This is a genomic window from Streptomyces sp. NPDC049887 (assembly GCF_040656535.1).
GTDB lineage: Bacteria > Actinomycetota > Actinomycetes > Streptomycetales > Streptomycetaceae > Streptomyces.
Map to the genome: position 1 here is coordinate 125,848 of NZ_JBFAMM010000010.1, position 18,736 is coordinate 144,583.

An 18,736-nucleotide genomic window follows, 5' to 3' on the forward strand; every position below is an offset into this window, starting at 1 on the left:
CGCCCAGCCTATCCGGAGGAGATTGCTCCCCGGAGGCCCAGCCCGAACAAACGGGCGGCGGGTGTCCGTGGAACGGCGGAGGGACGCCCGTGGTCCTCCACGGGGCGCCCCTTGCCGGACGTTCGTGACGCGCCGAGCCGCGGCCGCTCTCGCCGTTCGCTACTCGTCCGAGGACGACGTCCTCGCCGCCGAGGTCTTCCCGGCCGTCGTCTTCTTGGCGGCCGCCTTCGCCGTGGTCGTCTTCTTCGCCGCGGTCTTCTTGGCGGCCGTCGTCTTCTTGGCGGCCGTGGTCTTCTTCGCCGCGGTCTTCCTGGCCGTCGCCTTCTTCGCGGGAGCCTTCTTGGCGGCCTTCTTCGCCGGGCCCTTGGCGCGCTTCTCGGCGAGCAGCTCGTAGCCGCGCTCCGGGGTGATCGTCTCGACGCTGTCGCCCGTCCGCAGGGTCGCGTTGGTCTCGCCGTCGGTGACGTACGGGCCGAAGCGGCCGTCCTTCACCACGACGGGGCGCTCGCTCACCGGGTCGGTGCCCAGCTCCTTCAGCGGCGGCTTGGCGGCCGCACGGCCACGCTGCTTCGGCTGGGCGTAGATCGCCAGCGCCTCGTCGAGCGTGATGTTGAAGATCTGGTCCTCGGTCTCCAGGGAGCGGGAGTCCGTGCCCTTCTTCAGGTAAGGACCGTAGCGGCCGTTCTGGGCGGTGATCTCGACGCCCTCGGCGTCCTTGCCGACGACGCGCGGCAGCGACATCAGCCTGAGCGCGTCCTCGAGGGTCACCGTGTCGAGGGCCATCGACTTGAAGAGGGAGGCCGTCCGCGGCTTGACCGCGTTCTTGCCGGTCTTCGGCGTGCCCTCGGGCAGGATCTCGGTGACGTACGGGCCGTAACGGCCGTCCTTGGCGACGATCTCGTGGCCGGTCTCGGGGTCCTTGCCCAGCTCGAAGTCACCGCTCGGCCTGGCCAGCAGTTCCTCGGCGAGTTCGACGGTCAGCTCGTCCGGCGCGAGGTCGGTCGGCACGTCGGCGCGCTGGTGGCCCTCCGCGTCCTTCTCTCCTCGCTCCACGTACGGCCCGTAGCGGCCGACGCGCAGCACGATCTCGCTGCCGACCGGGAAGGACGAGATCTCCCGGGCGTCGATCGCGCCGAGGTCGGTGACGAGCTCCTTCAGTCCGCCGAGGTGGTCGCCGTCGCCGTTCCCGGCCTCGGCGGCCCCGCCGGTCCCCGTGCCCTCGCCGAAGTAGAAGCGCCTCAGCCACGGCACCGCCTGGGCCTCGCCCCGCGCGATGCGGTCGAGGTCGTCCTCCATCTTGGCGGTGAAGTCGTAGTCGACGAGCCGGCCGAAGTGCTTCTCCAGCAGGTTGACCACGGCGAAGGAGAGGAAGGACGGCACGAGTGCCGTGCCCTTCTTGAACACGTAGCCGCGGTCGAGGATGGTGCCGATGATCGACGCGTACGTCGACGGGCGGCCGATCTCTCGCTCTTCCAGCTCCTTGACCAGGCTGGCCTCGGTGTAGCGGGCCGGGGGCTTGGTCGCGTGCCCGTCCGCCGTGATCTCCTCGGCGGTGAGCCGGTCGCCCTCGGCGACCTGCGGCAGCCGTCGCTCGCGGTCGTCCAGCTCCGCGTTCGGGTCGTCGGCACCCTCGACGTACGCCTTCATGAAGCCGTGGAAGGTGATGGTCTTGCCCGAGGCCGAGAACTCGGCGTTCCGGCCGTCGGAGCCGGTGCCGCCAATCCTGACGGTGACGGAGTTGCCGACCGCGTCCTTCATCTGGGAGGCGACGGTCCGCTTCCAGATCAGCTCGTAGAGACGGAACTGGTCGCCGGTCAGACCGGTCTCGGCCGGGGTGCGGAAGCGGTCGCCCGAGGGACGGATCGCCTCGTGCGCCTCCTGGGCGTTCTTGACCTTCCCGGCGTAGGTGCGCGGCTTCTCGGGCAGGTAGTCGCCGCCGTACAGCTGCGTGACCTGCGCCCGGGCCGCCGCGACGGCGGTGTCGGAGAGCGTGGTCGAGTCCGTACGCATATAGGTGATGAAGCCGTTCTCGTACAGCTTCTGCGCGATCTGCATCGTCGCCTTCGCACCGAAGCCGAGCTTGCGCGAGGCCTCCTGCTGGAGCGTCGTCGTACGGAACGGGGCGTACGGAGAGCGGCGGTACGGCTTGGACTCGACCGAGCGGACCGAGAACGCGGCGTTCTCGAGGGCGGTCTTCAGGGCGCGCGCGTTCGCCTCGTCGAGGTGGAGCACCTGGTCGGACTTGAGCCGTCCGTCCGGACCGAAGTCGCGGCCCTGGGCTACGCGCCGTCCGTCGACGGCGGTCAGTCGCGCGGTGAAGGCCGCGGGGTCGGAGGGGTCTCCGGCACGGCCGGTGGAGAACGTGCCGGTCAGGTCCCAGTACTCGGCGGAGCGGAACGCGATGCGCTCGCGTTCCCGCTCGACGACGAGACGGGTGGCCACGGACTGGACACGGCCCGCGGAGAGCCGCGGCATGACCTTCTTCCACAGGACCGGCGAGACCTCGTAGCCGTAGAGGCGGTCGAGGATGCGTCGGGTCTCCTGGGCGTCGACCATGCGCTTGTTGAGCTCGCGCGGGTTGGCGACGGCCTCCTGGATCGCGGCCTTGGTGATCTCGTGGAAGACCATCCGCTTGACCGGGACCTTGGGCTTCAGGACCTCCAGCAGGTGCCAGGCGATGGCTTCGCCCTCGCGGTCCTCATCGGTGGCGAGGTAGAGCTCGTCCGAGCCGGCCAGCTGCTCCTTGAGCTTTCTGACCTGGGCCTTCTTGTCGGCGTTGACGACGTAGATCGGCTGGAAGTCGTGCTCGACGTCCACACCGAGCCGCCGCACCTCACCGGTGTACTTCTCGGGGACCTCGGCGGCACCGTTCGGGAGGTCGCGAATGTGCCCGACGCTCGCCTCGACGACGTAGCCGGGGCCGAGGTAGCCCTTGATCGTCTTCGCCTTGGCAGGCGACTCGACGATGACGAGTCGGCGGCCGCCCTGTGCGGTCTCGCTGGTCGGGGACAACTTCGCTCTTCTCTCCGGTCGACGCTCGGTGGGCTCGTACGGCGTACAACGTACGGCGTACGGCCGTACTGCACTTTGCTGTCGCTGCGGAGTGTGACGGTACAACCCGCCCCCGTGTCAAACGGCAAAAGCTCGCAACGGCCACTCGAACGGTAACCCGACTCCGGGCAATCCTGCCGCCCGGACTGCCATGGCGGACACCCGGGGGCGGCGGCCGGGCGCCGGGCGCGAGGCGGTCAGAATCGGCTGAAGCACCAGACGCCGGCGAGCAGGAAGCCCGCGCCGAAGATCGTGCCGAGGGCGGCGGCCGTGGCCGGATTCACGCCGTGAGCGACCGGGGCCCGGTGCCGGACCCGCACTCCCGTCCATATCAGCAGTGCGGCTCCGAACAGCGCGAACACCGTTCCCGCGAAGTACGCCGGACCGCTCTCCATGCCCGTCTCCCATTTCTCGGCCTGACCCGGGAAGCCCCGTGGCCGAGGCTGGCACCTCCGGGCGTCCCCCACCCGAATTCCAGGTGAACGCGACACGGGTTCACCCGGGCGGCGCCGCTGGGGGTCGATTTCCGGAGCAACGGATTCCGGGAGGTGGGCGGGCAGGCGCACACGGACGGCCGGACCCGGACCGACGCGTCCGCCGGCTCCACCGCGGACTCGACCGGAGTCCGGACGGACATGCGCACAATGGCCGGTTTCGTGCGGGAGCGATGGCCGACGGGCACCGCCCGGCCGGGAGAAGGAGCCGTTCAGCTCCTGCCGACGGCTCGAGCGGTACCGACGGCCCGAGCGTCGACGGGAGGGAACCCGGTCAGGTCGCCGCCGCAGAGAGCGGACGGGTCCGGCCGCCGCCCGGAGACGGGTGGGAAGCCGTTCCACCGGTGGGACGGCCCCGGTGGGTGGCCGGACGGCGCAGGGGCGGCCCCGGTGGGCAGCACCTCGTGCGCCGGCGCGGACCGCGGGGACGTCCGCGCGCGGCGCGTGTCTCAGCCGCGCGGAACGGCGGGCTCCAGGAAGCCCTCCTGCACCAGCGCCCTGATCGCCTCGGGCGTGCGGTCACGCAGCAGCACCGGATCCTCGCCGACCAGCTGGGCGATGGCGTCGAGGATCCTGCCCGCGCTCAGCGTGCCGTCGCAGACGCCGGCGAAACCGGCACCGACCGTGTCCACCTTCGTGGCCCGCCGCATACCGCGGCTCTGACGCAGCACGACGTGCTCGGGGTCCTCGGCGCCCGGCAGCCCGACCTGTTCCTGCACCACCTCGTCCACGAGCACGAAGTGGTCGGCGAGCAGCGCCGCGTCGTCGTGCGTGCGCAGATAGTCCTGCCGGGCGAAGTGGCCCCGTACGGCTTCGCCGAGCGGCTGCTCGACCGGGTGGGGCCACTCCTCGACGACGATCGACGGCCGGTCCGAGTCCGTCTTCCGGAGGCTGATCCAGCCGAAGCCGACCGCCTTGGTCCCGCGCGCCTCGAACTCGTCGAGCCACTCGGCGTAGCGCGCCGCGTACGCGTCGGGATCGGTGCGGTGGTCACCGCTGTCCCTGAGCCACAGTTCGGCGTACTGCGTCACGTCCTGCACCTCGCGCTGAACGATCCAGGCGTCGCAGCCGCGTGGCACCCAGGAGCGCACCCGCTCCTGCCAGTCCTCCCCCTCCACGTGCTGCCAGTTGGCGAGGAACTGCGCGAACCCCCCTTCGTTCAAACGGTCCCCGGCCTGCTGAACGAGCGAGCGGCACAGATCGTCCCCGCCCATTCCGCCGTCCCGGTACGTGAGCCGGGCGCCCGGTGAGATGACGAACGGCGGGTTCGACACGATCAGGTCGAACGTCTCCGACCCGACCGGCGCGAAGAGGGAGCCCTCGCGCAGATCCGCCTCGGGAGCGCCGGACAGCGCCAGGGTGAGGCGGGTGAAGGCCAGGGCCCGTGGATTGAGGTCCGTGGCCGTGACCCGGGTGGCGTGCTGGGTGGCGTGGAGGGCCTGGATGCCGGAGCCGGTGCCGAGGTCGAGGGCGGAGGACACCGGGGTGCGGACCGTGATGCCGGCGAGAGTGGTGGACGCGCCGCCGACACCGAGGACGACGCCCTCGTCACGGCCGCTAGCGCCGCCGGCTCCGCCCACCGCGCAGCCGAGGTCGGAGACGATGTACCAGTCCTGCCCCTCTGGCCCGCCGTACGGGCGGACGTCCACCGTCGCCCGGATGCCGTCGGAGCACTCGGCCACCCAGCCGTCTTCGAGCGCCATGTCCACGGGCAGCGCCTCCCGGGCACACTCGGGTGCCACCGTGCGCTGCAGCAGGAAGAGCCGCACGAGCGTCTCCAGCGGGGACGCGCCGCGCGTGGCGCGCAGCGCCGGGACGGTCTCACTGCGGGCGAGGGCGCTGTAGGCGGGTGCGCCGAGAAGTTCGAGCAGCCCGTCGGCGGTGAAGTCGGCGGCGAGCAGGGCGTCGCGGAGCCGGGCGGACTGGTCGGGAACGGGAAGGCCTGCGGCAAGGCTGGTCGTACTCACCCGCCCATTCTCACCCGCGGCACTCCGCCTTCGCCGCCGCTGCCACGCCCACGGGGCGGCCGCGGGCCCATCCGGTTCGGCACACGGTCCGGTTGAAACAGTCGGCTTCGCGGAGTGCGGTGCGCGGAAACCTGTGCGCGGAAACCGGTCCGCCCGCGGGCAGCCGAGGGCCACGGCGCTCCCGCCCCGCTGGAGCGTGTCGGGGCCGGCCCCGACACGGTGGGCCGACCGGGACGCGGGCTCCCGGCGTGGCGGGACCCCGGAAACGGCGCCGGGCGGTCCGTCCGTCCGCCGCGGCACCGGCGCGACTACTCGGACGTCCCCTTGGACGCCTCGGGCTCGGCGGATCCGGCCGACTTCGACGGGCCGGCCGCGTTCGACGGCTTGCTGCCGGGCTCGGAGGCACCGTCGCCCGTGCCGGCGGGAGCGGTCACCGACGGCTTCGCCCGCTGGCAGCCCTTCTGCTTCCCCATCGCCCTGCCCAGATCGCCGGACTGCAGCTTGCCGAGCGCGACCTGGTCCATCTTCTGGATCTTCTTCAGCCCGTTCGCGACGTCCTGCAGGCCGTCCGCGAACTTCTGCTGGTTCTTCGGATCGAGCGCGTCGACCTTCTTCTTGAGGTCGAGATAGGCCGTCGCGGTCGCGTTGAGCTCCTTGACCGCGTCCTGCCGGAGCTGCTCCTGGCCCTCACCGGGCGGGGAACCGGCGGCCTGCACCGCGGAGGCGAGCGCCTTGTTGGCGTCGGCGATGTCCTGGAAGGCCTTGGAGTCGGCCGCCTGTATGTCGGCGGGCTTGCCGTCGACGGCGGTCGAGATGATCGCCTGCTGGGCGTCGGTCCGCTTCTGGATCTGCGGCTGCGCCTTGTCACAGACGCTCTTCGCCCAGGCATCCACCTTGCCGCTGTCGTCTTCGTCACTGCAGCCCGTCAGCGCGAGCACCAGCACGGCACCGCTGGACACTGCGGCCGCGAGCTTCTTGTTCACCTTCACCCGATCGGTCCCTTCCAAGGCTCTCGGCCCCGGAACATACACGGCCTTCGCACAACAATCCCGGGCCGAATGTCAGGCTTGCTCGCGTATGCAATATTTCGCCCCAGGAGAGACAAGGCTCACCGCCGTCTCCGCTCCCGGTCTCCCCCCGGGAGCGCGAACGGGCGGGCATCGCGGTCGACCACGATGCCCGCCCGTGCTGTGAGCAGGTGTTTCGTCCGGGTGAAGGCTCTACTGCGAAACGACCGCCGGGTCCGGTGACTTCGACGACCGCTCGGCGGCGTTGCCTTCGTCACCCACCGCGACCGAACGCCTCTTTGAGATGTACACCGCACCGACGATGACCAGGATCGCCAGGGTCGCGATCACCGCCCGCACGCCGGCGTTGGCGTCGTCGCCGTAACTGAACTGCACGACCGCGGGCGCGATGAGCAGCGCCACGAGGTTCATCACCTTCAGCAACGGGTTGATCGCCGGGCCCGCGGTGTCCTTGAACGGATCGCCGACCGTGTCACCGATCACCGTCGCCGCATGCGCCTCACTGCCCTTTCCGCCGTGGTGCCCGTCCTCGACGAGCTTCTTGGCGTTGTCCCACGCGCCACCGGAGTTGGCGAGGAAGACGGCCATGAGGGTGCCCGTGCCGATCGCGCCGGCGAGGTACGAGCCGAGGGCGCCGACGCCGAGCGTGAAGCCGACCGCGATGGGCGCCATGACGGCGAGCAGACCCGGAGTGGCCAGCTCGCGCAGGGCGTCCTTGGTGCAGATGTCGACGACGCGTCCGTACTCCGGCTTCTCGCTGTAGTCCATGATCCCGGGGTGCTCACGGAACTGTCGCCGTACCTCGAAGACCACGGACCCGGCGGACCGGGACACGGCGTTGATCGCCAGCCCGGAGAACAGGAAGACGACAGCGGCGCCGAGGACCAGACCCACCAGGTTGTTGGGCTGGGAGATGTCCAGACTCAGGCCCATCTCCCCGGCCTTGGCGCTCACCTCCGCGACAGCTGTGGCGATCGCGTCCCGGTACGAGCCGAAGAGCGCCGCCGCCGCGAGTACGGCCGTCGCGATGGCGATGCCCTTGGTGATCGCCTTGGTGGTGTTGCCGACGGCGTCCAGGTCGGTGAGGACCTGCGCCCCCGCGCCCTCGACGTCGCCGGACATCTCCGCGATGCCCTGGGCGTTGTCCGAGACCGGCCCAAAGGTGTCCATGGCGACGATGACACCGACGGTGGTGAGGAGTCCGGTGCCGGCGAGGGCCACGGCGAACAGCGCGAGCATGATGGACGTACCGCCGAGCAGGAACGCCCCGTACACGCCGAGACCGATCAACAGCGCGGTGTAGACGGCGGATTCCAGGCCGATGGAGATACCGGCGAGGACGACGGTGGCCGGCCCGGTGAGCGAGGACTTGCCGATGTCGCGGACCGGGCGGCGGGTGGTCTCGGTGAAGTACCCGGTCAGTTGCTGGATCAGGGCGGCCAGCACGATGCCGATGGCGACGGCGACCAGCGCGAGGATGCGCGGGTCTCCCTCATGACCCCTGATCGCGGGCTCGGTGACTCCGCTCAGCTCGGCGTACGACGACGGCAGGTAGGCGAACACCGCCGCGGCCACCAGGGCCAGCGAGATCACCGCGGAGATGAAGAAGCCGCGGTTGATCGCGGACATCCCGCTGCGGTCGGCGCGCCGCGGGGCGACCGCGAAGATACCGATCATCGCGGTGACCACGCCGATCGCCGGGACGATCAGCGGGAAGGCCAGCCCCAGATCGCCGAAGGCGGCCTTGCCCAGGATGAGGGCGGCGACGAGCGTGACGGCGTACGACTCGAAGAGGTCGGCTGCCATGCCGGCGCAGTCGCCCACGTTGTCACCGACGTTGTCCGCGATGGTCGCGGCGTTGCGCGGGTCGTCCTCGGGGATGCCCTGCTCGACCTTGCCGACGAGGTCCGCTCCGACGTCCGCGGCCTTGGTGAAGATGCCACCGCCGACACGCATGAACATGGCGATCAGCGCGGCGCCGAGGCCGAAGCCCTCCAGGACCTTGGGGGCGTCCGCGGCGTAGACGAGGACGACGCAGGAGGCACCGAGCAGGCCGAGGCCCACGGTGAACATGCCCACCACACCGCCGGTACGAAAAGCGATCTTCATTGCCTTGTGCGCGACTGCCGTCAGATCCTTCGCCGGCTCGCCTTCGGCAGGGGTCGCCTCACGCGCCGCCGCGGCCACGCGCACATTCGCGCGTACCGCGAGACGCATGCCGATGTATCCGGTGGCGGCCGAGAACAGCGCACCCACCAGGAAGAAGACCGAACGTCCCAGTCTCTGCGACCAGTCGTCCGCCGGCAGCAGCATCAGCAGGAAGAAGACGATCACGGCGAAGACGCCGAGGGTGCGCAACTGCCGGGCCAGATAGGCGTTTGCGCCCTCCTGGACGGCTGCCGCGATCTTCCTCATGGACTCGGTGCCTTCACCGGCCGCCAGCACCTGGCGCACCAGCAACTGGGCGACGACCAGCGCCGCGATCGCGACGACCGCGATGACAATTACGATCATTCTGTTGTCATCGGTGAGTACCGCGGCCGCAAGGGAAGTGGGTTCGGTCAGGGTTGGGTTGAAGAGCCCCGCCATTCGTCCTCCTTGACGTTCAGAGCTCAAGATGTGGACGGATTGTAGGGAGCGGAACCTGATCAAAACAGTGCGCGACAAATGGAATTGACCTTCGTTCGCTCCTCACCAAATGATCGCGTCTCAGGATTGCCCCCGAAAGCGGTAACGGGGCAAAAGCATTGACGCTTGATCAATGATCTAGGGAAATGAAAAAGGCCCTGCTCAGCAGGGCCTCCAAAAAAGGTGGACGCAGGCGCCGCCGTCAGCACGGCACGCCAGGAACACTCATCGGGTCATGACACGATCGTGGCCGGATTCGTCGGCCAGGTCATCCGGATGACACCTCCCTGCTCACCCGTCGTCACCTCCACGTCGTCGACGAGACCGCTGATCACCGCGAGCCCCATCTGGTCCCGCCCGTCGGCGTCCTCGTGGTCGTCACCGGAACCGGAGCCGTGCCTCCCGGCCTCCGCTCCCGCGGGGACACCGGAAACGGGCACCTCGTCGCCGACCTCGATCGAGAAGGACTTCTCCTCCTCGGTGAGCAGGACTCGCACGGGAGCCGCGACGCCATGACTGCGGTGCAGCCCCACGGCACGGCTGCACGCCTCGCCGACGGCGAGCCTGACCTCGTCCAGCACCGCCTCGTCCACCCCTGCGCGCCGCGCCACGGCGGCCGCCACGAGGCGGGCCGTCCTGACGTGCTCGGGCTGAGCACTGAAGCGGAGTTCAACGGTGGCCATGCGGTCCCCCTCGACGTACGAGCGTGCGAGCGTGCTTCTCAGAGGCACCGGGCCTGCGCCCGGCACCCTGGCCTTCCTCCGGACTCCCCGGAGCCTCCGAACGCGCCGGAGTCCCCGGGGAACCCCCGCGGCGACTCAGTCGGTCGCCGCGACGGCCTCGTCGACCGTGGTGTGAATGGGGAACACCTTGGTCAGACCAGTGATCCGGAAGATCTTGAGAATGCGCTCCTGGTTGCAGACCAGGCGCAGCGAGCCTTCATGCGCACGCACGCGCTTCAGACCGCCCACGAGCACGCCGAGGCCGGTCGAGTCGAGGAAGTCCACGCCCTCCATGTCGACAACCAGGTGGTAGCTGCCGTCGTTCACCAACTCGACCAACTGCTCGCGCAGCTTGGGCGCGGTATACACATCAATCTCGCCACCGACCTCGACGACCGTGCGGTCGCCGCCAGGGCCGGACACATTGCGAGTCGACAGGGACAGGTCCACGGATCCTCCAGCACCTTGCTATCGAGCGGTCGCCCCTCGGTCTCCCCGGCGGAGCCAGGGGACGGATCGCCAGCCGCGATGGCATTCAATCACTTACCAGCAGCCATGCACGACGCCTTGGGACCATTGTCCGTCACGCCGGTGACACACTCGGTGCCGATGGCCATGAATCACCGACCCAGACGACCCGCCGAGAGCGGGGAAACCCGCCCCTCCCCCGGTACGGTCCTCGACCGGCTCACCGCGGTGGCGGGCCGGGCTGCGCGCATCACTCATACGGAGCACTTGCCCCCCAGGCCGGGTCGCCATGCAGTCTGGCCGCACCGTATCCGCGCGGAAGTGATCAACGCCATCCAGCAGGCCGGAATCGAACATCCCTGGGCCCACCAGGCATCCGCCGCCGAGCACGCCCTTGACGGCGAGTCGGTCGTGATCGCCACCGGAACCGCGTCCGGCAAGTCGCTCGCCTACCTCGCGCCGGTCCTCAGCACCCTGCTGGACGGCTCGGAGGCGCCCAACGGACGGGGCACCACCGCCCTCTACCTGGCCCCGACGAAGGCCCTCGCCGCGGACCAGCGCCGCGCCGTGAAGGAGCTGGCGTCGCCGCTCGGCAACCGCGTGCGGCCGGCCGTGTACGACGGTGACACCCCGGTCGAGGAGCGGGAGTGGGTCCGCCAGTACGCGAACTACGTCCTGACCAACCCGGACATGCTGCACCGGGGCATACTCCCGTCGCATCCCCGCTGGTCCTCCTTCCTGCGTTCCCTGCGCTACGTCGTGATCGACGAGTGCCACACCTACCGCGGAGTCTTCGGGTCCCACGTCGCCCAGGTGCTCCGCCGGCTACGCCGGGTGTGCGCCCGCTACGACGCGCATCCGGTGTTCCTGCTTGCCTCGGCGACGGCCGCCGACCCCGCCGTCGCCGCCGGCCGTCTGACCGGTCTGCCCGTCACCGAGGTCTCGGACGACGCCTCCCCCCGCGGTGAGCTCGTCTTCGCCCTCTGGGAGCCTCCGCTCACCGAGCTGCACGGCGAGAAGGGGGCCCCGGTGCGGCGTACGGCCACCGCGGAGACAGCCGACCTCCTGACCGATCTGACCGTCCAGGGCGTCCGCACGGTCGCCTTCGTGCGCTCACGGCGGGGCGCCGAGCTGATCTCGGTCATCAGCCAGGAGCGCCTGGCCGAGGTGGACCGGGCCCTCGCTCGGCGTGTCGCCGCGTACCGGGGCGGATACCTGCCCGAGGAACGTCGCGCCCTGGAGCGTGCCCTGCACTCGGGCGAACTGCTCGGGCTGGCCGCCACCACCGCACTGGAACTGGGCATCGACGTGTCCGGCCTGGACGCGGTCCTGATCGCCGGCTACCCCGGTACCCGCGCCTCGCTCTGGCAGCAGGCGGGCCGGGCCGGCCGCGCGGGACAGGGTGCCCTGGCGGTGCTGGTCGCCCGCGACGACCCGCTGGACACCTTCCTCGTCCACCATCCCGAGGCGCTGTTCCGGCAGCCCGTGGAGTCCACCGTGCTCGACCCGGACAACCCTTACGTCCTGGCACCGCACCTCTGCGCGGCCGCTGCCGAGCTGCCCCTGACGGAGGGGGACCTGGAGCTGTTCGGCCCGGCCGTCCCCGGGCTGCTGCCGCAGCTGGAGAGCGCGGGGCTGCTGCGCAGGCGCACGGCCGGCTGGTACTGGACCCGCCGGGAGCGGGCAGCCGACCTCGCGGACATCCGTGGCGAGGGCGGACGGCCCGTGCAGATCGTCGAGGCCGCCACCGGCCGGCTGCTCGGCACGGTCGACGAACCGGCGGCCCACACCGCCGTCCACGACGGCGCGGTGCATCTCCACCAGGGTCGTACGTACCTGGTGAAGCGGCTGGACCTGGAGGACTCCGTCGCCCTCGTCGAGGAGGCGAACCCGACCTACTCCACCACAGCCCGGGACACCACCTCCATCTCCGTCCTCGAGACCGACACCGGGATCCCATGGGGCGGCGGTCGCCTCTGCTACGGCTCCGTCGAGGTCACCAACCAGGTCGTCTCCTTCCTGCGCCGGAGGCTGATCACCGGTGAGGTGCTCGGCGAGACCAAGCTCGACCTGCCGCCGCGCACCCTGCGCACCCGTGCCGTGTGGTGGACCGTGACCGAGGACCAGCTGGACGCCGCCCGGGTGAACCCGGAGCAGCTGGGCGGGGCACTCCACGCCGCCGAGCACGCCTCCATCGGGCTCCTCCCGCTCTTCGCCACCTGCGACCGCTGGGACATCGGCGGCGTTTCCGTACCGCTGCACCCGGACACCCTGCTGCCGACGGTCTTCGTCTACGACGGACACCCCGGTGGTGCGGGTTTCGCCGAGCGGGCCTTCCACACGGCCCGTGAATGGCTCGGCGCGACCCTGGAGGCCATCGCCTCCTGCGAGTGCGAGGCGGGCTGCCCGTCGTGCATCCAGTCCCCCAAGTGCGGCAACGGCAACGAGCCGCTCCACAAGCGCGCCGCCGTCCGCCTGCTCACCGTCCTCCTGAGGGATGCCCCCGGCGCTCCCGATGCCGGCGCCCCGGCCCCGAGCGCTCCGGCGAAGCCGGAACGCCCCGGCGTACCAGGAGCCCGCGAGGCCTGACGGATCTCGCCGGCCCCGGCGGGGCACGTCGGCCACCCGGAGAAAGCCCACCGAACAGGCGGGGCCGGCCGGGTCGGCCCGACGCTTCCGGACGGGCGGGAGGGGCAGGCCGGGTTTGGCGAGTCCGACGGGCGAAGCGGGGCTCACAGGCTGGGAGGGGCCTTCGAGCGGTCCGATGCCGGCGGGCCGGCGCGGGATCTGACCTCCGGCCGGTAGGGGCCGAGGGCGGCGCCGGCCGTCACGTCGGCGATCTCACCGGCCACCGCGCACCGCACGACCACCGCCCCTTGTGCCCGGGCCACGTGTGCGGCCCACGCGCATGCCGGTCCGGTGCCTTCCAGCGCCCGGTCGGCCGCGGCGAGCGCAGCGAGATCGGCGGCGGCACCCGCACGGTGACGGGCGACGACCGCCTGTCCCATGGCGAGCACCACGGCGAAGACCGCGCACATCGCGCACGCCGCCATGGCCACCCAGACGGTCGCCGAGCCCCTCTCCCGGCACCTCATGGTCCGCCGTCCCCCACCGCGTCCTCCGCGAGTGCGACGGCTTCGGCCGACAGAGTGAGGGCCGCTGTCCCGGGGCCGGGGCTCGCCGCCTCGACCCGCAACCGCCAGAGGTCCCCGTCCCTGCCCAAGGAGATCTTCGAGCCGGCCGGTGCGACCGAACGGGCGGCGGAGAGGGCCGCGGCCTCCGGCTCCGAACGGGCGGCCGCCCGAGCGCCCGCCCTGGCGGCGTCCACGCACTGGATCTGCGCCGACGCCGCCATCAGCGCCCAGACGAGCGCCATCGTGAACACCACCAGCGCGGGCACGGCCACCGCGGCCTCTGCCGTGACGGATCCCCGGTCGGCTCCACGGCAGGGGCGCAGGAGCACGGACATCGCGGTGCCGGAGACCTCGGAGGTGTCAGAACTGCCCATTGAGCGCCTTCCCGATGATCGATTCGAGTGCCGTGGAGACCGTGTCGCTGGTGATCACCTGATAGAGAGCGGCTGCGAAGGCGCATGCCGCGATCGTGCCCATCGCGTACTCCGATGTCGTCATTCCGGCGTCGCCCCGAGAGAGCCGGCCCGACAGCCGGTCACGTGCCCTGGTGAGGACTTTTCTGGGCCGAGAAGCGGTCCTGGTGCGTGCGAGGTCCGCGGAACTCGCTCCGGTGGATGCCGCTCGCTGGGTGTTCACATCGGTCGCGCTCATGTCGATCCCCTCGATTCCGAATGCCGTTGGTGACCCTGGTGCTGTTGGTGCTGTTGGTGCTGTTGCTCCGTCCGTTGGCGCCGGTGCCACTGGTGCCGGCGAGTGCCGTCGGGGCTCCGGGCATGCGCTGACCGGTGCGCCGCCGGTCAGTTGCCGCCGTTGCCGTGCAGCAGCCCCGTGGCCAGGCCGATCACGACGGGGGCCACCCCGATCGCGAGGAAGGCCGGTAGAAAACAGAGCCCCACCGGTGCCGTGACCAGCACCTGGGCGCGCTGCGCCCGGGAGGCCGCGATGCGGGACTCCTCCGCCCGGAGCCCCGCAGCCAGCCGGGCGACCGGCTCCGCGGCGGGGGCTCCCGTCGCGGCCGCCTGCGCAAGACAGCGGGCGAGCCCCGCCGCCCCCGGAATATCCCCGAACCTCCCCCAGGCCCGCGCCGGTTCGCTTCCGAGCCGAAGCTCGGCCGCCGTCATCACCAGTCGTTCCCCGACCGGTCCGCCGAGCGACTGGCCGACCGCCAGCGCCGCCTCGCGCGGCCCCGCTCCCGCTGAGACACAGGCGGCCAGCAGCTCTGCGGCGAGCGGCAGTTGCCCGGACAGCCTCCTCTCCGAAGCCCCCGCCGCCCTGTCCCGTGCGCGGCCCCGCTGCCACCGTCGGAGGCCGTACGCTCCGGCAAGTCCCAGCAGACACCCGGTGATGCCCCCGGCGACGACCCAGCCGGTGATCACTGCCACGACCGGGGCCGCCCAGGGCCCCACCCTTGCCGGCGCGCGTACACGCCGCCGACGACGCAACCTCGCGTGTCGCACGGAGCCCGGCCCCAGGAGTGCGTGGAGCCGCCTGCGCGCCTGCCGGCGACGGAACCGCCCTCGCACCGCCCAGGCCACCGCCGCGGCCGGCGGAACAGCAAAGCCCAGGCTCCTGAGGAACTCATCGCTCACGACCGCTCCCCGCCCGTACGATGCGCGCCGCCCAGTACAGTCCGGCGGCTTCCAGCAGCCCGCCGACCAGCAGACAGCCCAGCCCTGCTGGACTGTGCAGCAGGACGTGCAGGGGATCGGCGCCGAGCGCCCAGCCCAGTGCCAGCCCGATCGCCGGGAGCAGTGCCAGCACCACGACCGTCGACCGCGCTCCGGCCAACTGCGCCCTCAGCGATTCCCGTTGCTCCCGTTCTGCCCTGAGGGCGGCCTCGAGCCGGTCGATGCCCGTCGCCAGACCCGCCCCGCTGTCCACGGCGACGAGCCAGCAGGCGGCCAGCCCGGCCAGCCCCTCCGCCCCCGGTTCCCCGGACGCACGCCTCAGCTCCGCCGGCACGTCCCCGCCGAACCGGGCCGCCGCCAGCACCGCCGCCTCCGCGGCACCCAGTGCTCCGGTTGCCCGGCCCGCGGTCTGCAGTGCCTGTCCTGGCTGGCTCCCGGCCCTCAACTCCCCTGCGACCACGCCGCACAGAGCGATCACCGCGCCGGCTCTGCCGTCCCTCGCCCTTCCGCGCTCGGACGCCCTGAGCCGCCGCCTCACCAGGGGAACCGCCAGCACACCGGCGAGGAGAGGCAGCACCGACTCGCCGATCACAGCCAGGAAGGCGCCCGCCGGCAGGCACAGCCATTCGCGCCGCAACCGGTCCACGGATCGTCGCCAGCGCTCCCAGGGCCATCGGGTGTCCGGTCGCACGGCGCCGCCGGACGCCAGCACCAGCCTTGCCCTTCGCAGCCCTTGGTCCCGGCCGGCCGCCAGGCAGGCGGCAGCCCCCGCGCACACCGCCGCATACATCGAAACGTTCGTCATCGAGGGCCCCCGATCAGGGACCGCAGTCGCTCCCAGCCTCGCTCCCGGACGAAGTGCGCCGCACCCCATCGAAGCGCGGGCACGGTGACCACGAGCCCGGCCGCGTCCCGCTCCAGCACATGGATCTCTGCCACTCTGCGCCCGCCGTCCCGCCTCCGTACGAGATGCACCACGACCGACAGTGCGGCGGCCAACTGGCTGTGCAGGGCGGCCCGGTCCAGCCCGGCCGCCGTCCCCAGGGCCTCGAGCCGCGCCGGGACGTCCGCGGCGGTGTTGGCGTGGACGGTCCCGCAACCGCCGTCGTGCCCGGTGTTCAACGCCGCCAGCAGATCGGTCACCTCGGAACCGCGCACCTCCCCGACGACCAGCCGGTCGGGACGCATCCGAAGCGCCTGGCGCACGAGGTCGCGAAGGGTGACCAGACCCGCGCCCTCCTGGTTGGCCGGACGGGATTCCAGGCGCACGACGTGCGGATGGTCGGGACGCAGTTCCGCGGAGTCCTCGGCGAGCACGATGCGCTCGTGCTCACCCACCAGTCCCAGCAGGGTGGACAGCAGCGTCGTCTTGCCGGAGCCGGTGCCACCGCTGATCAGATACGAGACCCTGGCGTCGATCATTGCGGTGAACAGCCGCTCGCCACCCGGCGGTACCGTGCCGGCCGCCATCAACTCGTGCAGCGAGAAGGCCCTCGGGCGGACCACCCGCAGCGACAGACAGGTGGATCCGACCGCCACGGGAGGCAGCACCGCGTGCATCCGCGTGCCGTCGGGCAGCCTGGCGTCCACCCAGGGGCGGGCGTCGTCCAGCCGCCTTCCCGTCACCGCCGCGAGCCGCTGTGCCAGCCGGCGCACCGCCGCCGCGTCGGGGAAGCACACCTCGGTGAGCCGGAGTCCGCAACCCCGGTCGACCCAAACCCGGTCGGGCGCCGAGACCAGCACATCGGTCACGGCGGGGTCGGCGAGGAGTGGCTCCAGGGGCCCGGTGCCGACCAGTTCGCATCGCAGTTCCTCGGCGGCGCCGAGGACCTCCGCGTCGCCGAGCAGCCGTCCCTGCGCCCGCAGCGCCGCGGCCACCCTGGCCGGGGTGGGCTCGGCCCCGCTCTCGGCGAGCCGTTGCCGTACCGCTTCCAGAAGCACCGACGTCACGCCGCACCTCCACCCGTGAGCGCCCGTGCCCAGAAGGCGGAACAGAACCTGGCCAGCGGGTCCCGCTCTCCCGCGCCCGGCGGAGCTCCCGCGTCGAGATCGGCGGACAGTCCGGCCTCCTGCGGGAGTTCACCGGCCAGTTGCAGTTCCAGCGCCTCCGCCACCCACCGCTCGTCCAGCCCCGGTCCCCACGGCCCTCGGACGACAAGCCGCAGATCGCCGAGCACCATGCGAACGGTCGACGCGACCCGCCGCGCGGCGGCAACCGCACGCAGGTCGCCGGGCACCACGAGGAGCCCGACGTCCAACTGCGCCAGCGCCTCGGCCGTCCCTTCGTCGACCCGGCGGGGCAGATCCACGACGACGACTCCACCGCGTCTGCGTGCCGCTGCCAACACCGACCGCATGGCCTCCGGCGGAATCGTCACCGAGTCTCCCCGGTCCCAGCTGAGAACCCGCAGTCCGTGCACCGATGGCAGCGACTCCTCCAGCGCGCCGCCCGCGACCCGGCCTCTGGACGCCGCGAAGTCGGGCCAGCGCCGGCCCTCCTGCTGCTCCCCGCCGAGAAGGACGTCGAGGCCGCCGCCGAGCGGGTCTCCGTCGACGAGCATCGTGCGCCTGCCCTCACGGGCCGCGGTCACGGCGAGCGCGCAGGCCAGCGTGGACGCACCGGCCCCGCCCCGCCCGCCGATGACACCGACGGTCAGTGCGGGCCGGCCGACGCCCTCCGCGACATCGGCGATCCTGTCGACGAGCCAGCCCTCGGCGTCGGGAAGCCTCAGCACACAGTCGGCGCCGATCTCCACCGCCCGGCGCCACACCTGTGGATCGTCCTGGTCGCGCCCGACGAGGAGCACACCGCGCCTGCGAGGAGCCCCCAGGCACCGGGCAGCCGCGTCGTCGCCGACCAGGACCAGCGGGGCCGCTTCCCATCCGCCCGTGCCCTCCGGCACCGTGTGGTGGACCTGCGGCTCGGCGCCGGCGGCGGCGCACAGTCTCAGCAGGTCGTCCAGGAGCGGCGGATCCTCCGTAATGATCAAGGGTCCCGTCCGGCGCTCGACGGGCGCCCCGTCCCCTCCGGTGGTCCCGGCCGGGCCCGGTGGGGCGTTCCTGCCGATCGCGCCGGGCATTCCGTGTCGCACCACGATGTCTCCCCCTCTCGCCGCGCTGCCGCGGCGCCTCCCGCGGAAGCCGGTCGACCGGCCCGCGTGTGTGGCCGCACCGCTCCCACCGGAGGCGGGATCGATGCGGGATCAGTGATTCCTTCGGCCCGTGAACTTCGCGGACGTAATCACCGTGCAGGGCAGCGGAAAATCGTGTGGATCTTGCTCCAAAACTGTGGACAACTCACTGCTTGTGAATATCCCGTTAACCCATACCGGTGACTTCCGGCATGACTTCCGCAGCGCAGCGCATCAATCACGCAGAGTGACACGGGGCGGGGAGCGGCGGAGCGGCCCGTTCCAGGCGCACGAAGGCGAGGACGATCGGTACCGGAAGGCGAAAATGCGTCCGGACATGCGACGACCCCCGCCGGGGGGGAGAGCGGGGGTCGTCCCCACGGCCGACTCGGGGGGGGAGGAGTCGGACCGGGTTAGCACGGTCGCGAACGATCCGTGACTTCCATGGTGTACCCGAGAGCCTTCTCAGGCAAACCCACGCGCCC

15 protein-coding genes are annotated in these 18,736 nt (G+C 71.6%); 1 reads left to right on the forward strand and 14 read right to left on the reverse strand.

What is annotated here, in order from left to right; all coding sequences use genetic code 11:
* Nucleotides 1-159: 159 nt before the first annotated feature.
* The 7 genes from topA to AB0J10_RS15110 form a co-directional block, all read right to left on the reverse strand.
* Nucleotides 160-3,012 (reverse strand): type I DNA topoisomerase, encoded by a 2,853-nt coding sequence (gene topA, locus AB0J10_RS15080; RefSeq protein ID WP_363061589.1) that lies wholly within the window; start codon nucleotides 3,010-3,012, stop codon nucleotides 160-162.
* Nucleotides 3,013-3,248: 236 nt separating this feature from the next.
* Nucleotides 3,249-3,446: a hypothetical protein gene (locus AB0J10_RS15085; protein ID WP_363061591.1), complete on the reverse strand. Its 198-nt coding sequence runs from the start codon at nucleotides 3,444-3,446 to the stop codon at nucleotides 3,249-3,251.
* Nucleotides 3,447-3,994: 548 nt separating this feature from the next.
* Nucleotides 3,995-5,512: a class I SAM-dependent methyltransferase gene (locus AB0J10_RS15090; protein WP_363061593.1), complete on the reverse strand. Its 1,518-nt coding sequence runs from the start codon at nucleotides 5,510-5,512 to the stop codon at nucleotides 3,995-3,997.
* Between the two features lie 308 nt (nucleotides 5,513-5,820).
* Entirely contained in the window at nucleotides 5,821-6,501 is a 681-nt protein-coding gene (locus AB0J10_RS15095; RefSeq protein WP_363061595.1) for a small secreted protein, read from the reverse strand.
* 231 nt (nucleotides 6,502-6,732) lie between these two features.
* Nucleotides 6,733-9,129 (reverse strand): sodium-translocating pyrophosphatase, encoded by a 2,397-nt coding sequence (locus tag AB0J10_RS15100; RefSeq protein WP_363061597.1) that lies wholly within the window; start codon nucleotides 9,127-9,129, stop codon nucleotides 6,733-6,735.
* Nucleotides 9,130-9,401: 272 nt separating this feature from the next.
* The gene (locus tag AB0J10_RS15105) at nucleotides 9,402-9,851 is read right to left on the reverse strand and encodes an ATP-binding protein (protein WP_363061599.1); all 450 of its coding nucleotides are present in this window, start codon (nucleotides 9,849-9,851) and stop codon (nucleotides 9,402-9,404) included.
* Between the two features lie 135 nt (nucleotides 9,852-9,986).
* The gene (locus tag AB0J10_RS15110; RefSeq protein WP_003967428.1) at nucleotides 9,987-10,340 is read right to left on the reverse strand and encodes an STAS domain-containing protein; all 354 of its coding nucleotides are present in this window, start codon (nucleotides 10,338-10,340) and stop codon (nucleotides 9,987-9,989) included.
* A 78-nt stretch (nucleotides 10,341-10,418) separates the two neighbouring features.
* On the opposite strand from AB0J10_RS15110, the gene AB0J10_RS15115 reads away from it, so the two are divergent.
* Nucleotides 10,419-12,947 (forward strand): DEAD/DEAH box helicase, encoded by a 2,529-nt coding sequence (locus AB0J10_RS15115; protein WP_363061601.1) that lies wholly within the window; start codon nucleotides 10,419-10,421, stop codon nucleotides 12,945-12,947.
* 143 nt (nucleotides 12,948-13,090) lie between these two features.
* Here AB0J10_RS15115 and AB0J10_RS15120 read toward each other — a convergent pair whose 3' ends face one another.
* The 7 genes from AB0J10_RS15120 to ssd all read right to left on the reverse strand — a co-directional run bounded on the left by AB0J10_RS15120 (nucleotide 13,091) and on the right by ssd (nucleotide 18,200).
* Nucleotides 13,091-13,453 carry an Rv3654c family TadE-like protein gene (locus AB0J10_RS15120; protein WP_363061603.1) on the reverse strand — a complete coding sequence of 121 codons (363 nt, stop codon included), beginning with the start codon at nucleotides 13,451-13,453 and terminating at the stop codon, nucleotides 13,091-13,093.
* On the reverse strand, nucleotides 13,450-13,866 hold the full coding sequence (locus tag AB0J10_RS15125; RefSeq protein WP_363061605.1) for a TadE family type IV pilus minor pilin: 417 nt from the start codon (nucleotides 13,864-13,866) through the stop codon (nucleotides 13,450-13,452). Before AB0J10_RS15125 ends, AB0J10_RS15120 begins: the two co-directional genes overlap by 4 nt.
* A complete protein-coding gene (locus AB0J10_RS15130) occupies nucleotides 13,853-13,990 on the reverse strand; it encodes a DUF4244 domain-containing protein (RefSeq protein WP_283296035.1) in 138 nt (45 codons plus the stop codon). The genes AB0J10_RS15125 and AB0J10_RS15130 overlap by 14 nt, the downstream gene beginning before the upstream one ends.
* Before the next feature lie 299 nt (nucleotides 13,991-14,289).
* Nucleotides 14,290-15,081, reverse strand: a complete 792-nt coding sequence (locus tag AB0J10_RS15135) for a type II secretion system F family protein (protein ID WP_363061608.1) — start codon at nucleotides 15,079-15,081, stop codon at nucleotides 14,290-14,292.
* Nucleotides 15,071-15,925, reverse strand: coding sequence for a type II secretion system F family protein (locus AB0J10_RS15140; RefSeq protein WP_363061610.1), 855 nt, complete (start codon nucleotides 15,923-15,925; stop codon nucleotides 15,071-15,073). Before AB0J10_RS15140 ends, AB0J10_RS15135 begins: the two co-directional genes overlap by 11 nt.
* Entirely contained in the window at nucleotides 15,922-17,070 is a 1,149-nt protein-coding gene (locus tag AB0J10_RS15145) for a TadA family conjugal transfer-associated ATPase (RefSeq protein WP_363061611.1), read from the reverse strand. The genes AB0J10_RS15140 and AB0J10_RS15145 overlap by 4 nt, the downstream gene beginning before the upstream one ends.
* Nucleotides 17,067-18,200 carry a septum site-determining protein Ssd gene (gene ssd, locus AB0J10_RS15150; protein WP_363061769.1) on the reverse strand — a complete coding sequence of 378 codons (1,134 nt, stop codon included), beginning with the start codon at nucleotides 18,198-18,200 and terminating at the stop codon, nucleotides 17,067-17,069. Before ssd ends, AB0J10_RS15145 begins: the two co-directional genes overlap by 4 nt.
* Between the last annotated feature and the right edge of the window lie 536 nt (nucleotides 18,201-18,736).

What these genes read in the sequence shown, in the direction of transcription:
- AB0J10_RS15085 (WP_363061591.1), bottom strand. Translation starts at nt 3,446, where the DNA reads ATGGAGAGCGGTCCGGCGTACTTCGCGGGAACGGTGTTCGCGCTGTTC.
- AB0J10_RS15100 (WP_363061597.1), bottom strand. Translation starts at nt 9,129, where the DNA reads ATGGCGGGGCTCTTCAACCCAACCCTGACCGAACCCACTTCCCTTGCG.
- AB0J10_RS15105 (WP_363061599.1), bottom strand. Translation starts at nt 9,851, where the DNA reads ATGGCCACCGTTGAACTCCGCTTCAGTGCTCAGCCCGAGCACGTCAGG.
- AB0J10_RS15115 (WP_363061601.1), top strand. Translation starts at nt 10,419, where the DNA reads ATGGCATTCAATCACTTACCAGCAGCCATGCACGACGCCTTGGGACCA.
- AB0J10_RS15120 (WP_363061603.1), bottom strand. Translation starts at nt 13,453, where the DNA reads ATGAGGTGCCGGGAGAGGGGCTCGGCGACCGTCTGGGTGGCCATGGCG.
- AB0J10_RS15125 (WP_363061605.1), bottom strand. Translation starts at nt 13,866, where the DNA reads ATGGGCAGTTCTGACACCTCCGAGGTCTCCGGCACCGCGATGTCCGTG.
- AB0J10_RS15130 (WP_283296035.1), bottom strand. Translation starts at nt 13,990, where the DNA reads ATGACGACATCGGAGTACGCGATGGGCACGATCGCGGCATGCGCCTTC.
- AB0J10_RS15140 (WP_363061610.1), bottom strand. Translation starts at nt 15,925, where the DNA reads ATGACGAACGTTTCGATGTATGCGGCGGTGTGCGCGGGGGCTGCCGCC.
- ssd (WP_363061769.1), bottom strand. Translation starts at nt 18,200, where the DNA reads ATGCCCGGCGCGATCGGCAGGAACGCCCCACCGGGCCCGGCCGGGACC.